The organism is Algibacter sp. 2305UL17-15 (assembly GCF_040720935.1).
Taxonomy (GTDB): domain Bacteria; phylum Bacteroidota; class Bacteroidia; order Flavobacteriales; family Flavobacteriaceae; genus Jejuia.
The window spans coordinates 77455-100393 of the sequence record NZ_JBFDAE010000014.1 but is presented as its reverse complement, the minus strand read 5'-3'; the positions used below and the strand labels follow the sequence as shown (position 1 = coordinate 100393).

Below are 22939 nucleotides of genomic sequence, written 5' to 3'. Positions count from 1 at the left end.
GGGACTGCTAACTTAAAGCAACCCCTTATCCTTTAAACGTTCTCTTGCACTTTTTTCTTCAGCTTTAGGTTCGTTTTTCATTTCTTTATTAGCTTCTTTAATCACTTTAGGTTTTTCAGTCTTTAAATCTTCAATAAAATCTTTTCCTTTTTCGATGGTATCTTGAACCAAATCTTCAATAGAATCACTTTTTTCATCAATGACTTCACTTGATTTGAATATAAAACCAGCCAAATAGGTTCCAACTATGGCGCCAACAATCATTGAAGCAAAAACGGAAATTGTAGCAATATCAATAGGTATTAAAAACCGAGTGATGACAATTCCTATTAGAAATAGAAATCCCACAAAAACAAGTCTTATAATAAACTTCTGTTGATAAACAAAACCCGTTTTATCTGTAGGTTTCATTTGTAATTCTTTGGAATACATTAATTTATTGAAAAATCGGTAGAGTCCATTGCCATGGGATTCTCTCCAATATAATAAGGCTCCAAATAATATTGAGCCAATGAAAACGATGAGTTCTAGTGTCATAATTTAAAAGTTTTATTTGTCATTCCGCACTTGATGCGGAATCCACTTAATAAATCCAATCAGAAGATAAATCTTCCCAACTTTTATTGTCCTCTTCAATTAAATCTATTTTCCATTGTCGATTCCAGTTTTTCAATTGCTTTTCTCTTTTTATGGCATCATTCACATATTGAAATTGTTCAAAATACATCAATTTATTCAAACCATATTTTGATGTAAACCCTGGAACTATTTTTTTCTTATGCTCATACATTCTTCTTTCCAAATCATTTGTTACACCTATATATAAAGTGCCATTTTTCATGTTCGATAGAATATAAACATAATATTGATAATAATTTCCTCTCATTCTCTATATGGATTCCGCATCAAGTGCGGAATGACAAAACGCTTCTATAAAATTAGTCTATATTTCCTAAATATTGTTACCAATTGTTTCAATTACCCAATCTTTAAAAGAATCATCCCAATCTTCAAAATTAGCATAAAAGTCTTCTTTATCGTACCAATACCAAAACAACACATCTTTTGGCGAAATATTTACCAATAGCTTCCAAATCAAATCTTGATGTTTTGCCTCTAAAGACGAATGTGGTTTATGTAATGCTTCAAAGAGTTTTACATCAACTATATCAGCAATTTTATATTCATTACTGGTTTCTAATTTTTCTAAATAACGTTCTACACTCATCACTTTTTTACGTGATTTTATATCCAATTTATTCAAATAACTTTTGAATAAAATAGGATCACTTAAAATATCCTTAATTGGATGTTGCGTTTTTTTGAGATGCTGAAACATTTCGAACTTCTTTATACGATCATAGCGTTCTGTCTTGACTTCAGTCTCCAAATCGTACTCTATTATCATATGATCTCTTAATTTATCCATGAGTTCTGGTTGGGAAATATGGTAAATCAAAACATCGTAATTCGTATCTTTTATAGCTTCTTTATGCCATGCTTCATCTTCAAAAACTACGATGGTTTTTATAAAATCACGTAACACATAAACACCGCCAAAGGCACGTGTGTAAAAAGAATCAGTAGTGAATTGTAATGCATGTAAATCTAAATCCCTATTTCGTAAATCCCCATATTTTTTAGCAGAATCCAATAATTTTTGGTGCATGGTTTCACTGATGAAATTATTGCTCCTATTGAATTCTTCAACCAATTTCAATTGCTCTTCTTTAATTTTATCCAGATTGTCAATTAAATGAAAATTAATAGTTATGGTATTGTATTTCAACACATCTAGTGGTTCATAAAAGGCATCGATACCTTGATCGAAATCCAAACAAATCGCACAGTCTCTCGTGATGTTCTTTATTTTTATGCCATGAATTTTAAAGACAAATTTCATGATATCTCTGTCAAACGTATGAAACGGTAAATAGACGGGTTTACCTTTTTGGAGCGGGGAAATGATGATGCCATGAGGGTTTGCTTCCCCATTGTTTAAATAGCTTTTATTTTCTTTTTCTTCAGCAACTTCAGGACTCCAACCAATACCATCAATATGAAAGGTTTTTAACTTCGTTTTTGTAAACCCCAATTTTACCAAGCATTTGTTGTAACGCTCCACGAGTTTTCCGCTTACGGGAATAAGCTCACTTCTGTATAGGTTTGATTGTTTTAGTTTGTCCATCATTTATTGTAACACAGAGATTCGCTGAGAAACGCAGAGGTTCACAGAGAAATTATATCTATAATCCTTTATTCCGAATACCATTTAACTTTCTAAATATTAATTTTTTTCGATTTCCTCTGAGAATCTCTGCGAAAACTCCGTGCACCTCTGTGGAATAACTCAACGCTCCAACAACTTATGAATCTGTGCATACTGCAACAACACAATAGTCCGCGTATCATGAATTTCTCCATTATTCAACATATTTACCGCAGTTTCAAAAGGAATCTCCAAAACCTCAATATCTTCATGTTCGCTATCTAAACCACCGCCTTCGTTCACTTTCATATCATCGGTATATTCTCCAACAAAAAAGTGCATTTTCTCGGTCATTACTCCTGGAGAGGAATAGGCTTCATATACTTTTTTCACTTCTTTTAAACGATAGCCTACTTCTTCTTCTGTTTCTCTAATCACGCAAGCTTCTGGGTTGTCTTTATCCAACATTCCTGCTGCTATTTCAACTAAAAAACCATCTTTATTATCATTTAAATAGGTTGGCATTCTGAATTGCTTGGTTAAAATAACAGTTTGTTTTCGTTTATTATACAATAGAATCCCAGCACCATCTCCTCTATCATACACCTCTCGCATCTGGTTGACCCATTCGCCACTTTTCATTAAATAATCAAAAGTGACTTTGTTAAGAATGTAATAATTATCTGAAAGTAGGGTCTTTTCTATATTCTTTATTTGCTTATTGTTCATTTTCAAAGGTGTTTCTAGCTTTAGTTTCTATATGTAATTGGTTTACTCTAGCATCTACTTTTCGTTTAAAATCGGTATCTGCAATTGTTGCCACATTATCTAAATAACGTACAACTTCCTGACGACGAATTTCAGAGAAATCCAATGCTTTCATGTTACCTCGCATCAATTCTTGAAGCATATTAAACTTGGTGTCGTAGTCTTGCTTGAAATAGATTTCCGGGTTTTCGAACCAATCTTCTTCCAAATCAAAATCTGTCAATCGCAATGATATGGCCGACTGGATATTACGAACATCACGCGATGAAAAGAACGGGAATACCGCTTGCATTTCCTTATACAAATTCGCATAAAACAAATGCTGATTGGTTTTAAACTGTTGTTCTACGTTATCATAAACCTCGAGAACTCGCGCTTCTGTTGGTTTATCAATAGTACTTAATATATCACCCATATTTTTTGCTAAACCTTGATCTTGCAAATAACTGTAATTTTCTGGCCCTTGCATATTTACAAAATCGGGCATGGTATCATCCAGTTTTCGCCACCAAATATGATCTTGATCTAAAAAATCGTGTTCCGTTCTTGCACCGTCAATTTTAAATCGACCTTGCACACGGGAAATCACAGCTTTATCTAACATTTCTGGAAGATTGGTAAATAACCCGATGGAACTATTCCCATAATTAACGGCGTAAGCCCCTTCTGTATATCTTAAAAACACGCCAATTACTTCTTTTACTCCTGCGGAAACTCCTTGAGCTGTCCGTTCTTGTAAATTATTTTCAGCATCATCGATAGGTGCGAAAATTAATTTTGTTGGGTCTTGCATGGGTTTCATCCACTCCACCATTTTTTCTGCCGAACCACCTTGGAATGTTGATATCAATGTATCTGGCATGGGATGAAACAAAAACGGAATATCCAGCGTATCACAATGTTCTTTTAATCGTGTTGCTATAGCTGCAATCAGCATACTTTTTCCGGTCCCTGGAATGCCGTAACCCATAAAGACTGGCATAAAACCTCCCAATTCTTGAAATGGATTCCTTTTTGCAACAAAATCGTAACTCAGCATGCGCTCCGTTAAACGGCGCGCAAAATGTTTTGCATCTCGGTTACCGACGATTTGTTCAAATTTGATTTTATTGAACTCAATACTTTTGGCCGTACCTTGAAATACGTTATTCCATCCTGAAACTGCAAATTCAGATTTTTCTAATTTATAGGTTCTGTCTTCAATGGTTTCGGTATATTCTAATGAACTTTTTCTAAGTTGAATTTCATCAATTAAAGCTTCAAAATAAACGACAGTAAAATCGATAACATCTTTATCTGATGTAATGATTTCTGGATGCCCCAGATATTTATCAAAATAAAACAGACAACATGAAATGCCTTTTAGTGGCGACATAAGTGAAACTTCTGGAATACCTGCAAACTTCTGTTTCATCACGCTTAAATCGTCTGATGCATACGGTTTTAAATCGTGTAATATTTTATATGAGGTAGCAAATAACATAAACGCGGTTGCGGTATGCATTTTACTTTCAAACTCACGCTTTCCGTTGTTGTCTAAAGCAGATTTGTTTTCGTTTAAACTAGACAATCCTGATGCATCGTAGTAGCTATCTTTAATCCAAATACCCAATGTAATCCCCTCTTGAACCGCATATAATGTTTGGTTTAGGTAAATAGGAATTGCTATAGAATCTGGCAACAATCGCTTTTTTAAAGCCAAAATAGTTTTTGAAACCGAAGTGATATCCGCAGAGTTTGTTCCATTATTAGCTCTAGATAAATACAGTAAAATAGATTCATCTTTAGCGTCTTTATCTCTGTTTTTTGCACGAGACCCCTGCTCCCATTGTACACTTTTTAAGTAGGAGGAAGCTTCATCACGAAGCATATCTAGTTCAGATAATTTTATGGGGAATGTTGAGTTGTGTTCCATGTTTCAGTATTCAGTTGGCAGTAGCCAGTCTTTAGTATTACTCTTGCGGACTTACTCTGCTCTATTTTTTCAATTTATTTTATACTCCAAACTTATTTGGATTATTCATCATATAATTTAATAGTTTTCCTATCTCCTCACTTTTATTTTGTAATTCTAATCTTTCTTCTTCTGAAATATATTCACAAGCTAAAGCAAAATCTAGCTATAATTGCGTTTCCGGATTTTCTCCATCAGCATCAGACAATTTACTTTTATAGTGTTTTTCATACTGACGCTTTCTATAGCCTTCAGCTATATTTGAACAAACAGACCTACTCGACCGAACCATTTGTGATGTGAGTCCAAACATTTCAGATTTAGGAAATGCTTTGGTTAAATGAAAAATCTCCATTGCCAATTCGAATCCTTTTTGATATGCGAGTAAAGTTTTAAAACTCATTATTTTTACTTTTTTTTACTGATTACTACCTACCGCTTACTGCCAACTGAATACTGCATACTGCTAACTTCAATCGGAGGTTTTGCCAAACCGTTCATCAAATCTGGTGTTTTATTATACAGGAGTTGGATAATACGATGTGGCGCAAACACATATTTTTGACTAAAAATCGTATCCCAACGTTGTAATACTTGCTTGTTGAAAAAACTACCCTCTTTAAATTCAGTTTTAGAAGCTACCTCAATTACTTTTAAAGTCACAGCGTAAGACTCGAGAGGTATTTCTTTTTTGCTCAATGCCTCTAAAATGGTGTGTGTCATTTCATTTTCATCTTTGGCAAACATGTTATGAATTGGTCCTAAATCGATACGCTTAATTAACTTTGGAGACACTTTTGATAACTTCTTGTCAATGGCATAAGCCATTGCGTCTAGAGACATGTCCCTATCTGCTGTGTTTTTTAGTACGTCGTAAATATTAGTTCTGTAATCGTCAATTTTACTGCCATCATAATTAAAATACATGAAGCAAATAAAAGGTCGGTTTTTTATAACATCATAAAAACTCCAGCTCGTTAATAAATCTCCCGCTGAATCTTTTGGAGCACTAACAATTTTCCCCTGAACAAATCGGTTAAATATGTATTTCTTATTTACCGACGAATAATATACTATTGAAGCTGCTTGAAAAAGCCTGCTCTTTTTCACGGGTTGCTTTTTACGCATTAACGTATCCAGAAACTCTTCCTTAAGTGTTGCAATGGGAGTCAATCTTCCTAAATATTCGTCGCGAAGCTCTAAATCGTTGAATAAATATCGAAACTCCAAGTAATTTGGGAAACCAGATTCGGTAACATCTACCTTCATATTATCCTCAGCATCATACATATATTTAATGCGCATTGCCTCAATAGAATACAACAACAAATCGCAATATTGTTTAAACATATCAACCTCACTTCCCGTACAAATCTTTTCTCTTTGTACAGCAACAATCAGTTCCTTGAACACAAAATCTACCATTTTATGATAAAATGTATAATGTTCTTTGGAATCTAAAATTGCAGAATCTAAGGGTGTGATGATATTGTTTATGGACATTGCTTATTAATTGTTACACAAGAGATTCACGGAGTTACACAGAGGGTTTTTGACATGGATTTCATGGATTTTCACAGATTAAAATATTACGAAACAAACTTCGGGTAAGCCCGTGTTAAGGATTGCGGCCCCGAAGCTTCGGGATTGGAGCTGCTCGTAGAGAGCGACTGCCGAAAGCCTGACCACGCCCAAAAGCGTGGTAACGCCATTATTATTTTTAAGACAATAATTCGTCGTCGCTTGCTCCAGGTTTTGGTTTTCCTGCTGGTTCGCCACCATCTCCAGAAGGTGCGCTGGCATCGGCATTGTAATAATCTTCGAAAATTTCTTTCATATCGATACCGTAACGCTCTGCAAAATTCTTTTGGATTTCGCCATCCTTAGCTCTAATTTCTTGTAAAGCCTCGGCATAACTACTGTAAACACCTTGCATTACTTTTTCGTGTACCGGAATATTATCCATCATATCTTGACGTGCTTTGGCACTTGCGGTATGCATTGATGCCAGTGTTTCTCCAATATGCTCGTCGGTTTTCACTCCTAAATGCTCTAAAATCGCAGCAAATTCCTGATCGGTTCTTGCTTTTAAGGCTACCACATAACCATCGTAATATTTTAAACGCTCTTCGGTATCACTCTTTAATTTGGCACGGTGTGTTTGTAGATTGCTACGTAAAGAGGTCAGTACTTTAATGGTTAAATTATGTTTGTGCACAAAGCTATCCTTACTTGCCGCCAAAGTAGTATAGGCATTTTTAAGACCTTCAAGTTCCTCAACTTTTTGCTCTAAAGCGGTCATTTTACCAATAGCCTCAGAATATTCGGTAGATTGTTTATCTGCAATATCCTCTAACTCTTGGCGTGCTTGCTTTAACAACGCATAATTTTCTTCTAGCTTCGCTTCTACTTCTTTCTTCTTTGATAATGCTTTTGTGTGGTTTTTAGAAGCTTCAACAATAGCGTCTTTAAGTTTTTCCTCAACTTCCTTTATTTCTATCTCCCTAGTCTTCAATCTACCAACTGCAGCTTGAGATTTATAAGAGAGTTCGCTTAACAAGGCTTGTACATCGGCACTTTCAATGCGCGTTTGAAACATTGCTTTTGCTTTGTTATCTGCTCCTTCCCTAACTTTTTCAGCAGATTTGAGGGCAGCCTCAGCTTTTGCTATTTTACTTTTGCGCCCCCAAAGGTTGTTCCACCAGGTGTCTGGTACTTTTTGAGTATCCTCTAACTCTATTTTAGCACGCTCTAGCGCCTTTTGAGCATCATCTATAACTTTCTGTTCTGTTGGATTTAGAGCAGAGAATTTTTCGAACATGATACCAACTTCATCTTGATAATCGGTTAGATCCTTGATAGCGTCTAAAAGCGTTGTTCTATCCTTCTCCGCCATGTGCACCACATCGTCCAATGTCGCATTTAATATTTTTTGACGTACCTCTGGATCATCTTCTTGAGATAGCTTTGATTTCATAGTATCAATGGCTTTTCCCCAATTGACATCTACTTTTTCGGTTTTTTCGTTGGCGTTGGTTTCTAATAAATCAAAATCATCAGACATGGTATATTGTGTATTTTAAAGTTGAACAATTTTACGGATAAGCAATTTCGTTAAAAAAGATGACTTTTAAAATTTAATTGGCCTTAAATTATCAGTATAATTTAGCATCAAAAAGTTACAGAAATCAAAAAAAATAAAAAAATACGTAAGATTAAACTTCGGAAAAAGTAAGCTAAAACCCTTGAACACTAATAGATTAGACCAAATTTGTGCATAAACATGTTAACAAAATGAGAGATACCAACTTCATTTTTAATTGGTTAGTCAATAAAAAGCTTTATATTTGTCATGCTATTAACCTAAATCTTTTATTATAATGCTCCTGCACAGTTTACTTTTTAAACCTATTCCAATTCTTATCAGTCAAAGTCAAATTGTAACAATATTATCAGTTGTTGTTGTCTTTTTCTTGGTACTTTTAATCTTTGGAGTTAGAAAATCATACATTCTTAAGAAAGAAAATGATAAATTAAGCAAATCTAGTCCTTCATTGCAAAGTGATGAAGACAATAAAGCCTATAAGGATTTTACCGACGGACATATGTACGGTAATAAATAAAAAAAGCGCCATTTAAATAAAAATGGCGCTTTTTTTATCTCACTAATTTCTTATACTTAATACGTTTCGGCATCAAATCGCCACCCAATCGTTTCTTCTTATATTAATTTATACTGTATCAGCTTGTGTAATTCTCTAAAAAACTTTGTATAATAATTATACAGATTTTTTTATTTCCTAAATGAGGAATTCCGTAAGACATTCTTAAATATATGTTCTATTTTCGCTATTAAATGAGGAATTTAATCATTAATTTTGTTGTAAAATACGATGAATATGACATAAGTCATTTAAATTAATTTTTCATTATTATATTTTTATACTTGCCCTCAAAATCTATCCTTAAAATAGCTATTCGATTTGTTTAAAATATCCGAATGGCAAATTTTCTCTAAGCTTCAACTTCATATATTAAATTAAACAAATAATATTATGAAAAAAAATTATCTCTCTTTTTTAGTCGCTTTGTTTTTAGCGATTACAGTAAATGTTTCAGCTCAAACACCAATTACAGACGCCAATTTCAATCAAGCTATAGCAACCTGTTTAAGCACAAATCCAGTTGATGGATTATGTTCTGAATCGGAATATGGATCAATGCCCTCTTGGGATGTAAGCAATGTGACTGATATGTCTAATGCTTTTGTTGGTAAATCCAATTTCAATGCTGATATCAGTACTTGGGATGTGAGCAGCGTGATAAATATGCACTGGATGTTTGTAAATTCAGGTTTCAACCAACCTATAGGTGATTGGGATGTGAGTAGTGTAACAAATATGAATTCTTTATTTTATGGAACAGGTTTCAACCAGACTATAGGTGATTGGGATGTTAGTAATGTGACAGATATGGTTGGCATGTTTGAGAAGTCAGGTTTTAACCAACCTATCGGGAATTGGGATGTGAGCAGTGTGACTAGTATGCTGGTTATGTTTAAAGATGCTAATTCCTTCTCAACTGCCAACTATGATAATCTATTAATAAATTGGGCATCACTTCCTACCTTACAACCGAACGTAAATTTTGACGGAGGACCGTCTAATTATTGTAATGGCGAAAGTGGGAGAAACACATTAATAAATACACATGGTTGGACAATTACCGATGGTGGTTTAGATTGCTCCTCACTAACACCTCTTACAGATGCCAATATTCATGATGCAGTTGATTTATGGTACTCTGACCGAACATCTGCCGAAGCCACTTATGGCCATATTAGTAATTGGGATACTTCAAACATTACTAATATGTCTTATTTGTTTTCTCGTAAAACGTCATTTAATGAAAACATTGGAAATTGGGATGTAAGTAATGTAAAGGATATGTCATATATGTTTGGTACAACTTATACTGAAATTTCATCCTTCAACCAACCTATAGGGAATTGGGATGTGAGTAATGTAACAGATATGTCTTTTATGTTTTCAAATTCACTTTTTAATCAACCTATAGGGGACTGGGATGTGAGCAGTGTGACCACAATGTACGGCATGTTTAATATAGCAAATGCCTTTAACCAACCCATTGGGAGCTGGGATGTAAGTAGCGTTGTAACTATGAAATATATGTTTTGGCAAGCCAATTCTTTTAACCAGCCTATAGGTAGTTGGAATGTGAGTAATGTAACAGATATGTCTTTTATATTTCAAGGAGTAACTTTGTCCATTGATAACTACGATTCCCTACTTAATGGTTGGGCATCACTTGAAACCTTACAACCTGATGTTAATTTCAATGGTGGTTCTTCTAAGTATTGTAGTGGTGCAAGTGCAAGAAACTATTTAATTAATTCATTTAGCTGGACAATCACAGATGGTGGTTTGGATTGCTCTTCACAAACCCCTATAACTGATGCCAATTTCAGTCAGGCAATAGAAACCTGTTTAAGCACTAATCCTGTTGATGGATTATGTTTTGAATCTGAATATGGTGGAATGGATTTTTGGGAGGTTAGCAATGTGACTAATATGTCTAATGCTTTCGAAAATAAAGCTAATTTCAACGCTGATATAAGTGGTTGGGATGTGAGTAATGTAACTGAGATGATTGGAATGTTTTCAGATTCTCAATTCAATCAGAATATAGGAGGCTGGGATGTAAGCAATGTAACTGATATGAGTTCAATGTTTCAAGGTGTAACTTTGTCAACTGTGAACTACGCTTTTCTACTTAATGGTTGGGCATCACTTGAAACCTTACAACCTGACGTTAATTTCAACGGTGGTTCTTCAAAGTATTGTAATGGTGAAAGTGGGAGGAACGTATTAATAAATACACATGGTTGGACAATTACAGATGGTGATTTAGATTGTTCTTCACTAACACCTCTTACGGATGCCAATATTAACGAAGCAGTTGCTTTATGGGTCTCTGATCAGGCAACAGCTGAAGCCACATATGGTCATATTAGCAATTGGGATACTTCTAACATTACTAATATGTTTGGGTTGTTTGCAGGCTTAGATTTCAACTTGCCTATAGGCAATTGGGATGTGAGCAATGTGACAACGATGAGTTGGATGTTCGAGAGCTCTACCTTTAACCAAGATATCGGAAATTGGGATGTAAGCAGTGTTACAAATATGTCTACAATGTTTGAAAATTCAAATTTCAATCAACCCATAGGCAACTGGAATGTAAGTAATGTAACAGATATGAGTAGCATGTTTTATGGAGCATTTGATTTTAACCAACCCATAGGAGACTGGGATGTGAGTGGTGTGACTAATATGTCTAGAGTGTTTATGAACAATAGCTACCCCTATCATAATAATGGAATAATTCATGATTTTTCACATTTTAGTCAAGATATAGGCAACTGGGACGTGAGTAGTGTAACCACTATGGAGGAAATGTTTTATGGAGCAGTAGTGTTTAATCAACCTATAGGAGCCTGGGATGTTAGCGGTGTGACTAATATGTCTGGGATGTTTCAGGGTGAGAGGTATGAATTTAATGCGGATGTAGAAGCTTACTATTCTCAATTCAATCAGGATATTGGAAATTGGGATGTGAGCAACGTAACTAATATGAGTTCAATGTTTAGAGATTCTCAATTTAATCAGGTCATTGGGAATTGGAATGTAGGCAGTGTTACTAATATGGCTGGAATGTTTCAAGGTGCTTCATTCAATCAGGATATTGGGAGTTGGGATGTGAGCAACGTAACTAATATGAGTTCAATGTTTAGAGCTGAGTGGGATTATGGGGGAGTAGATGATTTTAAACCTAATCCATTCAATCAAAATATTGACAGCTGGGATGTAAGTAATGTCACCACTATGAGTAATATGTTCGGTGGTTACCCTCAGTGGTATGCTAGTGTTCCACCACCATCTTCTCTTTCAACTGTAAACTATGATAATCTATTAATAAGTTGGGCATCCCTTCCTACATTACAACCTAATGTTATTTTTAGTGGTGGTGTTTCTAATTTTTGTAATGGGGAAACTGCCAGAGATTATATTGTTAATACATATGGTTGGACTATTAACGATACTGGTAAAGATTGTACCAATGCTGCAGTCAATTGTTTAACTGTTGAAGATGCAAATGGGTTTGTAGGTATTTCCAATAGCATCAATTTAATTTTAGAGAGTTCTGAAATCATCAAAGGTTTTCAGTTTGACATCACATTTCCAGATGGATTTGTTTTTGACCCTAACGACATTACAAATACGGGATTGCCAGAAAACTTCCAGGTGTCAAGTGCTGATTTAGGAGGTAATGCATATAGAGTTATTGGATTTTCTTTATCAAATGAAACCATAGCCTCTGGAACTGCATCTATACTCACTTTCCCAACCCTTATTAATGAAGGGACACTAACTGGCGATTATCCAATACCAGTAACTAATGTAACACTATCTGATGTTAACAATCTTGATATTGCCTCACTTTGTCTTACAAATGGCGAAATAACCGTTTATAGCTATCCTATGGGAGATGCCAATGGAGATGATGCAGTTAATATTTTAGACATTTTGGGAACTGTAGATTATATTTTTGATAATCCACCTTCTACATTTTATTTTGAATTGGCTGACGTTAATTTTGATGACACCATTAATATATTAGATGTCTTAGGTGTTCAAGACATCATATTAAGTCCAACAGCAACAACTCTTGACAATGTAAGTAAGGCAAGTACTTCCAAAAGCTTAGCTGGAGAAAATTATTTAAATATTACTAACGATATGTTTTCTCCAAACACTTCTGAAACAATAGAAATAAATCTATTTAATGATGATATTGTTAAAGGCATGGAGTTTAATTTTGTACTACCAGAAGGCTTTACCTTAAATCCAGCAGATATAGTTAAAAGCTCAAGACTCGATGGGTTCATTGTAAGTGCTCAGGAAATTAGTGAAAACACTTTTAAAGTTCTTGTTTTTTCTTTATCTTCTGCAACAGTAGCCTCAGGAACGGGAGCTATTTTAAATCTGCCAATAATTATAGAGCCTGAAGTAAGTAATGCGGTTTATCCTATTGCATTTACAGATGTCATTATTTCAGATACAAATAATACAGATAAATCAACTCTAGCTCCAAATATTGGTAAAATAACAATAAGCACATTAGGTATAGATAACGAAGACTATAAGAATACGTTGACATTATATCCAAATCCTGCTAATGAGACACTTTATGTCAAAACAAACAGAGAGAGCAGTTATTCAATTATTGATGTATATGGAAAACTCGTTATAAAAGGTAAATTAGAACAAGGCGAGAATAAATTAGATATAAATAATTACCAGACTGGTATTTATTTCTTAAAAATTAAGAATGAATCAGGTTCTATAATTAAAAAAGTAATTAAGGAATAATAACGCTATTTATGGATTGTGGCTAATAAATTGAGAAAAGGTTTTGCTTCTTTATATGCGGATATTGTTCTACCCTCATATTCAAATAAAAAGTAGGGATATAAAAAACGGTTTAGAGTAATCTAAACCGTTTTTTATAAATAAATTATATTCAACTATCTCACTAATTTCTTATACTTAATACGTTTCGGCATCAAATCGCCACCCAATCGTTTCTTCTTATTTTCTTCATAATCAGAAAAACTTCCTTCAAAGAAATACACTTGAGAATTACCTTCAAAAGCTAAAATATGCGTACATATTCTATCTAAGAACCAACGGTCGTGCGATATAACAACTGCACAACCAGCGAAGTTTTCCAAACCTTCCTCTAAAGCTCGTAATGTATTCACATCAAGGTCGTTAGTAGGTTCGTCTAAAAGTAACACATTACCTTCTTCCTTAAGCGTCATGGCTAAATGTAAACGGTTACGCTCTCCTCCAGAAAGCAATTTTACTTTTTTGTTTTGTTCGCCTCCAGAAAAGTTAAAGCGACTTAAATAGGCCCGAGAATTCACTTCCTTACCGCCCATCATAATCAGCTCTTGCTCGTCACTAAAGTTTTGCCAAATGGTTTTTTCAGGATCTATATTGGAATGTTTTTGATCTACATAAGCCAATTTAGCAGTATCTCCAACAATAAACTCGCCTTTATCTGGAGTTTCCTCACCCATAATCATTTTGAAAATGGTGGTTTTACCTGCACCGTTTGGTCCAATAATCCCAACTATTCCAGCTTGTGGTAAGTTGAAGTTTAAATCGTCATATAATAATTTATCATCATAACCCTTTGCAACACCTTTGGCTTCAATAACATTGGTGCCTAAACGCGGGCCATTAGGAATGTATATTTCTAGTTTTTCATCAAGTTGTTTTTGGTCTTGACTCATTAACTTATCATAATTTTTCAAACGTGCTTTTTGCTTCGTCTGACGTCCTTTTGCGCCTTGACGAACCCATTCCAGCTCACGTTCTAAAGTTTTTTGACGCTTGGAAGCTGTTTTTCCTTCTTGAGCCATACGTTTGGATTTTTGATCTAACCAAGACGAATAATTTCCTTTCCAAGGAATCCCCTCTCCTCTATCCAGTTCTAAAATCCAACCCGCAACGTTATCTAAAAAGTATCTATCGTGCGTTACGGCGATTACGGTGCCTTTGTATTGCGCCAAATGATGCTCTAACCAATGCACAGATTCTGCATCCAAATGGTTGGTAGGTTCATCCAATAGCAATACATCAGGTTCTTGTAAAAGTAAGCGACATAAAGCCACACGACGACGTTCTCCTCCAGATAAAACACTTATTTTCTTATCACCATCTGGAGTACGCAATGCATCCATGGCTATTTCTAGTTTGGTGTCGAGTTCCCAAGCATTTGCTGCATCAATTTCATCTTGAAGCACCGCTTGTCTGTCCATTAACTTCTGCATCTTGTCTGCATCAGAATACACTTCCTCCAACCCAAACATATCGTTGATTTTATTGTATTCGTCAAGAATAGCAACCGTTTCGGCAGCACCTTCACGAACAATTTCCATGACCGTTTTGCTTTCGTCCAGTTTTGGCTCTTGCTCTAAAAACCCAACCGAATAGTCTTGTAAAAAGGTAACATCGTCTTGAAAATTCTTATCAACCCCAGCTATAATTTTTAGCAACGTAGATTTACCGGAACCATTAAGACCTAAGATTCCAATTTTTGCACCATAAAAGAAGCTTAAATAAATATTTTTTAAAACTGGTGTGTTTGCACCCGGAAACGTCTTGGTTAAACCAGACATTGAAAATATTACTTTTTTATCGTCACTCATTTGTTGTAAGTTGTAATTCGTTAAGTTATTAAGTCGTTTAAAATCAAATTCTTTTTCAAAAATCTGAAATCGTTATGCTCCAATCGATAATCCTTAAACCCTTCCCTTTAAAGCGTTAAACACCCATGCAATAGCAAAAAAGCCAATACCTACGGTAGCAAAACCCCAACCAGCAACATCATTATATCTATATGCGCCCATTAAAATCAGTAAAACCCCCATTATAATCATTAAAATTGTTGCCCAAGCTAAAACTGTATTTTTATTCATTGCCATATTCTTTTTTTTATTGGTTAGTCGAAAAGCAAATATCGGTGTTTTTAATAAAAAAACTTCTATTTACATCATTTTTGCTTAATAACTTACCAATACAATTTTTACTGAATCATCATCTAATACATTTCTTATATCAAAAAATGACCTAAATGTAATTAAATTGCCTAATACCCAAAAGTACTTATCGGTATCAGGAAAATTTTGTTTCATTATTGGGTGACTTAAAAAATGTGAAGAAATCCCAACTTCTGGTTGTTGTTCAAGAACACTTTTAATGTACATTATCGTGTCTCTCCTTTTACTTTCTTTTAAATCATGTAAATACGGTAAATAATAGCTTGTTTTATATCCTGAATCACTAAAAAAGGGTAGTACCTCGGGGTGGTTTGATTCTATTAATATATTCTTATTTGAAACATTTTTACGTTTCAGTAAACTATCAATTCTAAATAAAATTGCTTTACTATTTGATGGCGTCAGGTTTTTTATGTCAAGCCAAAGGTTTGGTTTTTTATCCTTTATATGGGACAAATACTCATTAAAAGAAAGGTTTGTAGATGCTGCAGGTGGGTGGTTAACGTCCAGAATATCTAAACTATCACTATAAATAAGGTCAAGTTCAACACCAATAAAATATTTTTCACCAAGTTTTAACTTTTCCAAGCTATTAGCTCGGTGTCCCCAAATCTTTGTTGAATAATAACCCGAAAATTGTATTTTATACGTAGAAACATAATTGATAGAAACCAAAAGAACTACCAATAGTATTGGAGTAAGAAAAAAAATCCTTTTAATCTTCTTGCTTGTCATAATCTATTCCATTTTTTACGAGTCTTGTTTTCTCTTTAAAATTAGAGTTGATAATACTTTTATTGGGTTCATACAGATTATGAGTGACTCCTAATAAATCGGCAAATGTATGCTCAAAATCTTCAAGAATGTATTTTCTATTTACATATTCCCTAAGCTCACCATCGTTCTTCTTAAGAAAATGTTTTGATGATAACCACAGTAAAAAAGGCACTTCATACATCGGACGTGTGCCATGATATTCGTCATGACCAACAATATCAAAACTAGTATCGTAAAGATCATCCCCATGGTCAGAAAAATATATTACGGAGCTATTATCACCCGTTTTATCAACCATATCTATAATGTTTCTCACTACAAAATCATTATATAATACCGCATTATCATAATAATCAATCTTTTTTTGACGTGATTTTTTAAATAATGATGCATCTTGATAATCATCTTGTGTGAAGATGCTATAATTTTTGGGATACCTGTAATTGTAGCGACTGTGAGTACCCATTAAATGAATAAAAACAACTTTTCGCTCAACTTCATCATTTAATATTTCTTCTAATTTGCCAAATATAACCTCATCATAACTGATAGCAGAATTATCATCTCCAGCGAAAAAGTATTGGTTCTTTGCTGACAAACCCAATAAAGTAGAAACAGATTCATGCAAACCTATTGCTTGTTGATTGCTCAACCAATAGGTTTCAAACCCTGCCATATTAGCAAGTTGAACTACTGAAGCATTATTTTCTTTATTGCTATTTGAATAATCCGAAAATGTTAAAATCTTATCTAGAGATAGTATTGTATGAACATTTGGAGCAATGACATCGCTAAAAATGTATAACTCATCTTTTAACTCTTTTAACTTAGGATTTGTTGGTCTATCATAACCATATAATTGCATGTGCCAACGGGTAGTAGATTCTCCAATTATAACAACGCACGTTTGATTATTGAAAGAACTATCCTTTAATTTCAAATTATCGCTATTAGGCTTGGACAAATTATCTCTCAACAAATTTTTATAATTTTTATAATCTTCAAATGCCACAACACCTGATGCAAATAAATTAAACCTTAACAATCTATTGTTTATTAAGAAAACACTTAATATAATAGCTGCAGAAAAAAAACATATTCTTATTCTTTTATCCTTGAAAATAACCGAACCAAATTTTACATCGGTACTCTTACTGAAAAAAATAAAAAACAACACTAACGATATACCTAGAAAAATAAGCAAACAAATAACAGAACTTGTAAAATAAGCATCTAAAAAACCAATCGATTCCTTTTTGTTTGTTTCAAAAATCAAATAAAAAGCTGAAGCATTTAACCGCACACCATAGTTAATATAAAAACTCAGTTTTATAAAGACCAACAGGTGCAAAAGCGTTACAAAAAAAGCCAAAAACCCCTTTCTTATAGCTCTTGAAGACATCAAAAAAAACAGGGATATACCGATCAAAATTATAAGTCCAAAATTCACAACCTCTTTCCAATAGCTCTCAATAGGCACTATAAAATAAGGACCTATTAACATTAAAGTGAATAGAGGAATATATAAAAATAAAAAAGGCGGTTTTATTAAGAAAGATATGTTTTTAATCAAATTAAAAAATATTAATATATTATAAAAAATACAACCTAAAACTTCCAATAAGACCAGCCGGTCAATTTAAGTCATTGGCACCTCAACAATAATTAGTTTAGTATCTTCTTGGGCTAAAACTAAAATATTTTGTGCATCTGAAATCCCTATGGCATCTCTATCATTTAAAATATTGCCACTAACCAATATTTTTCCTTCAACAACAAATATATACAATCCGTTATTACGTTCTTTTAAAAAAACAGTAATTGAATGTCCATTATCCAAATCAGTTCTATAAATATAGGCCTGCTGATTTATGGGCAACGCATCACCTTCCAGTTTATCCTTTGGGGCAACAACAGTTTGTAGTTTGTTTTTTTGATGTTTCGCATCAAATTTACGCTGCTCATAACGAGGCGTTACACCCATTTGTTCAGGAATAATCCAAAGTTGTAAAAAGTTAACTTCATCCGTTTTACTATCGTTAAATTCAGAATGATTCAAACCTGTTCCTGCACTCATTACTTGCACTTCTCCAACCTCAATAGCACGTTTGTTCCCCATACTATCCTTATGAGATAATGCACCTTTTAACGGAATAGAAATAATCTCCATGTTTTTATGCGGATGTGTTCCAAAGCCCATTTTAGGCTGTACCACATCATCATTTAGCACTCGCAACATGCCAAAATTATTACGTGCTGCATTTTGATAACTTGCAAAACTAAATGTATGATACGATTTTAACCAACCGTGATTGGCAAAACCTCTTGTGTCTGATTTATGAACTATTGTTTTCATTTTTTAAGTGTTTTGTCGTTTCCTTGAAGAAGGACATCTTTTTAGTTTTCAGAGCTACAAGGTTTTTATAAAACCTCGCAGGTCTAACTTATTTTATTCTCCATGGAAATTATTTAATTAAAAAAACACACTTTCTGTGTTTGTATAGATTCCTGACTTCGCAGGAATTTAGCGCATTTTATCAAGCAGATGACTTAATTGTTCTGCTTCTTCTTCATTTAAATTCTTCACTAATTCCCTATTAAAATTATTTGGTATCGCATCTAAAAACGTTTTTCCTTCTTTTGTGATAGCTATTTTAACTACGCGTCTATCCTGTTCTGAAGGACAACGTTCTATATATTTCTTAGCGCATAATTTATCCATTAAACGCGTTGCATTTGGCGAACGTTCCAACATTCTATCTTTAATGGTCTGCACATTCAATGGTTCATCAGCGCCTTTTAAAATTCTTAAAATGTTGTACTGCTGTGGCGAGATTCCAAAAGATTTAAAAAATTCATTTTGATGACTTGTAATCCAGTTTGCCGTGTAAATAATGTTCAATAAAGCTTTTACTCTATTGTTGGCAAATGTTGAATTGATATCTTTTGATAAATCGCCCATGTTTCAGTTTACAGTTTTCAGTCCCTATATATGGTTATAGTGCTTTTTGAAAAAGTTCAACTTTGTGTTTTAAATCTGTATTTAATTCGTCATTAATCACTTCTCCTCCTTTAAAGTTATCAAAAAATGATGGCAAACTAAAATCTGTAACAATATTTCCGCCCATATAAGGAAAACGTCCTTTGGCTATTTCTAAAACCGAAGCTCCTCCTCTAGCACCTGGGGATGTCGCCATCAAAAGCATTGGTTTTTCACTCCAAAGTTTTCCGTCTATTCTAGACATCCAATCAAAAATATTTTTAAATGCTGTTGAATAGGCACCGTTATGTTCGGCTAAAGACAAAATGACACCATCAGATGATTTTATAAGATCTAAAAACTGTTGTGCATTATCAGGAATCCCTTTTTTTGTTTCTAAATCAATGCCATAAACTGGTAATTCAAAATCATTCAAGTCTAAAATGTTAGTTTCAACATCTTCAACCAAACTAGCTGCATAAGTAGCCAACTGTTTATTAATTGAATTTTTACTGTTACTACCTGCAAATGCTATTATATTTTTCATTGAGTTATTTTATTCATTTCCTCGAAGGAGGAAATCCTTAATTACGCTACAAATATATAAACAAAATATTTATATTCCAAGGAATATATTTCCATGTTATATTATTTAACAAAATATTCACTTTCAATACAGGAATTGGTTTTGTAAATTCGTGACAAACAATCAATATATGGATATCAACTTCAATAAAAACGAAGATCATAATAAACTTTTAGTATCAGAATTACAAAAACGACTTGCAAAAGTAAGCTTGGGTGGCGGAAAATCGCGTATTGAAAAATTGCATAGCAAGGGTAAAATGACCGCTAGGGAGCGTATTGATTATTTATTGGATGCTAAAAAGAAATCCATAGAAATAGCTGCTTTTGCGGGAGAAGATATGTATGCCGAACACGGTGGTTGCCCCTCTGGCGGTGTTGTTGTGAAGGTTGGCTACATTAAAGGAAAGCAATGTATTGTTGTAGCAAATGATGCTACCGTTAAAGCTGGTGCCTGGTTTCCAATTACGGGAAAAAAGAATCTTCGTGCGCAAGAAATAGCCATAGAAAACAAATTACCAATTATTTATTTAGTGGATTCTGCTGGCGTTTATCTGCCTTTACAAGATGAGATTTTCCCTGACAAGGAACATTTTGGACGTATTTTTAGAAACAATGCGATTATGAGCAGTATGGGAATTACACAAATTTCGGCGGTTATGGGCAGTTGTGTTGCTGGTGGCGCCTACCTTCCTATTATGAGTGATGAAGCTCTGATAGTTGATAAAACAGGAAGCATTTTCTTAGCGGGAAGTTACTTAGTAAAAGCCGCCATTGGAGAAAGTATTGATAATGAAACTTTAGGTGGCGCAACAACGCATTGTGAAGTTTCTGGTGTTACCGATTATAAAGCTAAAGATGATGCTGATGCATTAGATACCATCAAAAATATTATTGATAAAATTGGCGATTATGATAAAGCTGGTTTTAATAGAAATGAACCTAAAAAACCTAAAGAAAACCCTGAGGAAATTTATGGGATTCTTCCAAAGTCGAGAGCAGATCAGTACGATATGTATGAGATTATAAAACGTTTGGTTGATAATTCGGAATATGATGAGTACAAATCGGGTTACGGGCAAACAATTATCACATGCTACGCCAGAATTGATGGTTGGGCAGTTGGTATTGTTGCTAACCAACGACAAATTGTTAAGACAACTGGTTCAAAAACAAAACCCAAGGAAATGCAGTTTGGTGGTGTGATTTATAATGACTCCGCAGATAAAGCTACACGTTTTATAGCTAACTGTAATCAAAAGAAAATTCCGTTAGTGTTTCTTCAAGATGTTACAGGATTTATGGTAGGCAGTAAGTCTGAACATGGAGGCATTATAAAAGATGGCGCTAAAATGGTAAATGCCGTTAGTAATTCGGTAGTGCCAAAATTCACTATTATTATTGGAAATAGTTACGGCGCAGGTAATTATGCGATGTGTGGAAAAGCTTATGATCCAAGATTGATTGTTGCATGGCCAAGTGCAGAACTTGCGGTTATGAGCGGAAATTCTGCTGCTAAAGTATTATTGCAAATTGAAAAAGCGTCGCTTCTAAAAAAGGGCGAAGAGATAACTCCTGAAAAAGAAGAAGCCCTATTTAAAAAAATTAAAGACCGTTACGATAACCAAGTGTCTCCATACTATGCAGCAGCTAGAATATGGACGGATGGGATTATTAATCCTTTAGATACCAGAACATGGATAAGTATGGGTATTGAAGCTGCTAACCACGCTCCTATTGAAAAGAAATTTAATTTGGGGGTGTTGCAGGTTTAGTCCTTTAAAACTGAAATTATTTCAGGTAAAAGTGTTATTGCGGTTAATACGATGGCATTATTTTTCTTTTTCTTTGGTGCTGCTGAAGCATTTTGAGTCTCCGTTATATGCTGTGAATTAGGCATTCTAACCATTATAACTTTATTTATCGCTTCTTCAACAAAATTTTCGTCTGCGTAATCATATGCTAATGTGATGCCATCTTTATGAAATTCTTTTATACTAGATTTAAAATTATTAAGTGTGTAAAGAATCTTTTTTAAGCTTTTGATTGATTCCTGTTCTAAAGCTATCCCATTTAAACCTGAATACCCGATGATTGAAATAGAATCGTCTTTAGTCAGTCTTTTTGATAACAACTTAAAACCTTGTTTTAAAACAACTTCATCTTCTAATGAATATCCATTATTTGAGACTTGAATTAAAAAAGTCAAATTATGCACACCATTACCTCCTTCTTCTTTTTTCTTATAGTTTTCAACTATGAAAGAAATCAGATTTTCTATTTCTACAGATTGTGTTTCTATATTTTTTTCTTGTGCAAGTATAGTATTTGGAGTAAAATAAAAAGTGGCTGCTAGAATAATAAATAGTGCTTTCATTGTTTTTGGTTTTAAGTTTCACATAAAACTATAACCAACTACCATTTTATAAAACCGAGAATGAGTGAAGTGCAATTCTGATTGAGTGAAAGCCATAAAAAAAGAGACGCTCCGTTTAATTTTAAAGTCTCGCTCATTTTTCGTATATTAATGACTGAAAACCAATAACTTCAAACATGGAAACTATTAAAACACTTAATAAGTGGGCCAATAGACACACTTATTTTCCAATCGACTTGTTACGTATTGCCTTGGGTGTTTTTCTGTTCATTAAAGGCATTAGTTTTTTTTCAAATACTGAAATGTTAATGGAACTAGCTGAGCCTATCAAGGACATGCCCGGTAGTATGTTAGTGGTGCATTATGTAGCACCAGCACATTTTATCGGAGCTATTCTTATTGTTGCTGGATTATTAACGCGTTGGGCCATTCTTGCCCAATTACCCATTTTAATTGGAGCTGTTATTATCAATTTTATTGGAGAAATGCATTCTAATAATTTAATAATGGCCCTAATTACACTTCTAACTTGTATATTCTTTTTACTTTATGGTTCAGGAAAAAATTCATTGGATTATTATTTTAAAATGCAACAGTAAAACTAAAGAGATGGCTTGAAAACTATATAATTTCAAGCC

Annotated in this window: 20 protein-coding genes; 4 read left to right on the top strand and 16 right to left on the bottom strand. The window is 33.9% G+C overall.

Annotation, left to right across the window (positions count from 1 at the left end; translation table 11 throughout):
• Positions 1-12: 12 nt before the first annotated feature.
• The 8 genes from ABXQ82_RS14755 to ABXQ82_RS14720 form a co-directional block, all read right to left on the bottom strand.
• Positions 13-537: a hypothetical protein gene (locus ABXQ82_RS14755; protein WP_367061330.1), complete on the bottom strand. Its 525-nt coding sequence runs from the start codon at positions 535-537 to the stop codon at positions 13-15.
• A 46-nt stretch (positions 538-583) separates the two neighbouring features.
• Entirely contained in the window at positions 584-886 is a 303-nt protein-coding gene (locus ABXQ82_RS14750) for a GIY-YIG nuclease family protein (protein ID WP_367061327.1), read from the bottom strand.
• A 66-nt stretch (positions 887-952) separates the two neighbouring features.
• The gene (locus ABXQ82_RS14745) at positions 953-2191 is read right to left on the bottom strand and encodes a DUF6638 family protein (RefSeq protein ID WP_367061324.1); all 1239 of its coding nucleotides are present in this window, start codon (positions 2189-2191) and stop codon (positions 953-955) included.
• A gap of 159 nt (positions 2192-2350) precedes the next feature.
• The gene (locus tag ABXQ82_RS14740) at positions 2351-2938 is read right to left on the bottom strand and encodes an NUDIX domain-containing protein (protein WP_367061321.1); all 588 of its coding nucleotides are present in this window, start codon (positions 2936-2938) and stop codon (positions 2351-2353) included.
• The gene (locus ABXQ82_RS14735; RefSeq protein WP_367061318.1) at positions 2928-4892 is read right to left on the bottom strand and encodes an AAA family ATPase; all 1965 of its coding nucleotides are present in this window, start codon (positions 4890-4892) and stop codon (positions 2928-2930) included. Before ABXQ82_RS14735 ends, ABXQ82_RS14740 begins: the two co-directional genes overlap by 11 nt.
• Before the next feature lie 205 nt (positions 4893-5097).
• The gene (locus ABXQ82_RS14730; RefSeq protein ID WP_367061315.1) at positions 5098-5334 is read right to left on the bottom strand and encodes a four helix bundle protein; all 237 of its coding nucleotides are present in this window, start codon (positions 5332-5334) and stop codon (positions 5098-5100) included.
• A gap of 29 nt (positions 5335-5363) precedes the next feature.
• The gene (locus tag ABXQ82_RS14725; protein WP_367061312.1) at positions 5364-6434 is read right to left on the bottom strand and encodes a hypothetical protein; all 1071 of its coding nucleotides are present in this window, start codon (positions 6432-6434) and stop codon (positions 5364-5366) included.
• A gap of 217 nt (positions 6435-6651) precedes the next feature.
• Entirely contained in the window at positions 6652-7995 is a 1344-nt protein-coding gene (locus ABXQ82_RS14720; protein WP_367061309.1) for a microtubule-binding protein, read from the bottom strand.
• 316 nt (positions 7996-8311) lie between these two features.
• On the opposite strand from ABXQ82_RS14720, the gene ABXQ82_RS14715 reads away from it, so the two are divergent.
• Both ABXQ82_RS14715 and ABXQ82_RS14710 read left to right on the top strand, forming a co-directional pair.
• Complete coding sequence (locus ABXQ82_RS14715; protein WP_367061306.1) at positions 8312-8554, top strand: hypothetical protein; 243 nt, start codon at positions 8312-8314, stop codon at positions 8552-8554.
• Positions 8555-8986: 432 nt separating this feature from the next.
• Positions 8987-13384 (top strand): BspA family leucine-rich repeat surface protein, encoded by a 4398-nt coding sequence (locus ABXQ82_RS14710; protein ID WP_367061304.1) that lies wholly within the window; start codon positions 8987-8989, stop codon positions 13382-13384.
• Positions 13385-13539: 155 nt separating this feature from the next.
• On the opposite strand, the gene ettA is transcribed toward ABXQ82_RS14710, so the two are convergent.
• The 7 genes from ettA to ABXQ82_RS14675 all read right to left on the bottom strand — a co-directional run bounded on the left by ettA (position 13540) and on the right by ABXQ82_RS14675 (position 19886).
• On the bottom strand, positions 13540-15231 hold the full coding sequence (gene ettA, locus ABXQ82_RS14705; protein ID WP_367061301.1) for an energy-dependent translational throttle protein EttA: 1692 nt from the start codon (positions 15229-15231) through the stop codon (positions 13540-13542).
• Between the two features lie 93 nt (positions 15232-15324).
• A complete protein-coding gene (locus ABXQ82_RS14700; protein WP_367061299.1) occupies positions 15325-15507 on the bottom strand; it encodes a CAL67264 family membrane protein in 183 nt (60 codons plus the stop codon).
• Between the two features lie 78 nt (positions 15508-15585).
• Positions 15586-16317, bottom strand: coding sequence for a hypothetical protein (locus ABXQ82_RS14695; RefSeq protein WP_367061296.1), 732 nt, complete (start codon positions 16315-16317; stop codon positions 15586-15588).
• Positions 16298-17404 (bottom strand): sulfatase-like hydrolase/transferase, encoded by a 1107-nt coding sequence (locus ABXQ82_RS14690; protein ID WP_367061294.1) that lies wholly within the window; start codon positions 17402-17404, stop codon positions 16298-16300. Before ABXQ82_RS14690 ends, ABXQ82_RS14695 begins: the two co-directional genes overlap by 20 nt.
• 594 nt (positions 17405-17998) lie before the next feature.
• Positions 17999-18715 carry a pirin family protein gene (locus tag ABXQ82_RS14685; RefSeq protein WP_367061291.1) on the bottom strand — a complete coding sequence of 239 codons (717 nt, stop codon included), beginning with the start codon at positions 18713-18715 and terminating at the stop codon, positions 17999-18001.
• Positions 18716-18883: 168 nt separating this feature from the next.
• Positions 18884-19321 carry a MarR family transcriptional regulator gene (locus tag ABXQ82_RS14680; RefSeq protein ID WP_367061289.1) on the bottom strand — a complete coding sequence of 146 codons (438 nt, stop codon included), beginning with the start codon at positions 19319-19321 and terminating at the stop codon, positions 18884-18886.
• Positions 19322-19355: 34 nt separating this feature from the next.
• Positions 19356-19886 carry an NAD(P)H-dependent oxidoreductase gene (locus ABXQ82_RS14675; protein ID WP_367061286.1) on the bottom strand — a complete coding sequence of 177 codons (531 nt, stop codon included), beginning with the start codon at positions 19884-19886 and terminating at the stop codon, positions 19356-19358.
• 169 nt (positions 19887-20055) lie between these two features.
• Between ABXQ82_RS14675 and ABXQ82_RS14670 the strand changes: the two genes are divergently transcribed.
• Positions 20056-21699 (top strand): carboxyl transferase domain-containing protein, encoded by a 1644-nt coding sequence (locus ABXQ82_RS14670; RefSeq protein ID WP_367061283.1) that lies wholly within the window; start codon positions 20056-20058, stop codon positions 21697-21699.
• Here the strand turns inward: ABXQ82_RS14670 and ABXQ82_RS14665 are convergent.
• The gene (locus ABXQ82_RS14665) at positions 21696-22301 is read right to left on the bottom strand and encodes a hypothetical protein (protein WP_367061281.1); all 606 of its coding nucleotides are present in this window, start codon (positions 22299-22301) and stop codon (positions 21696-21698) included. The two genes, ABXQ82_RS14670 and ABXQ82_RS14665, sit on opposite strands and share 4 nt — an antisense overlap.
• Positions 22302-22477: 176 nt before the next feature.
• On the opposite strand from ABXQ82_RS14665, the gene ABXQ82_RS14660 reads away from it, so the two are divergent.
• The gene (locus ABXQ82_RS14660) at positions 22478-22900 is read left to right on the top strand and encodes a DoxX family protein (protein ID WP_367061277.1); all 423 of its coding nucleotides are present in this window, start codon (positions 22478-22480) and stop codon (positions 22898-22900) included.
• Positions 22901-22939: the final 39 nt, after the last annotated feature.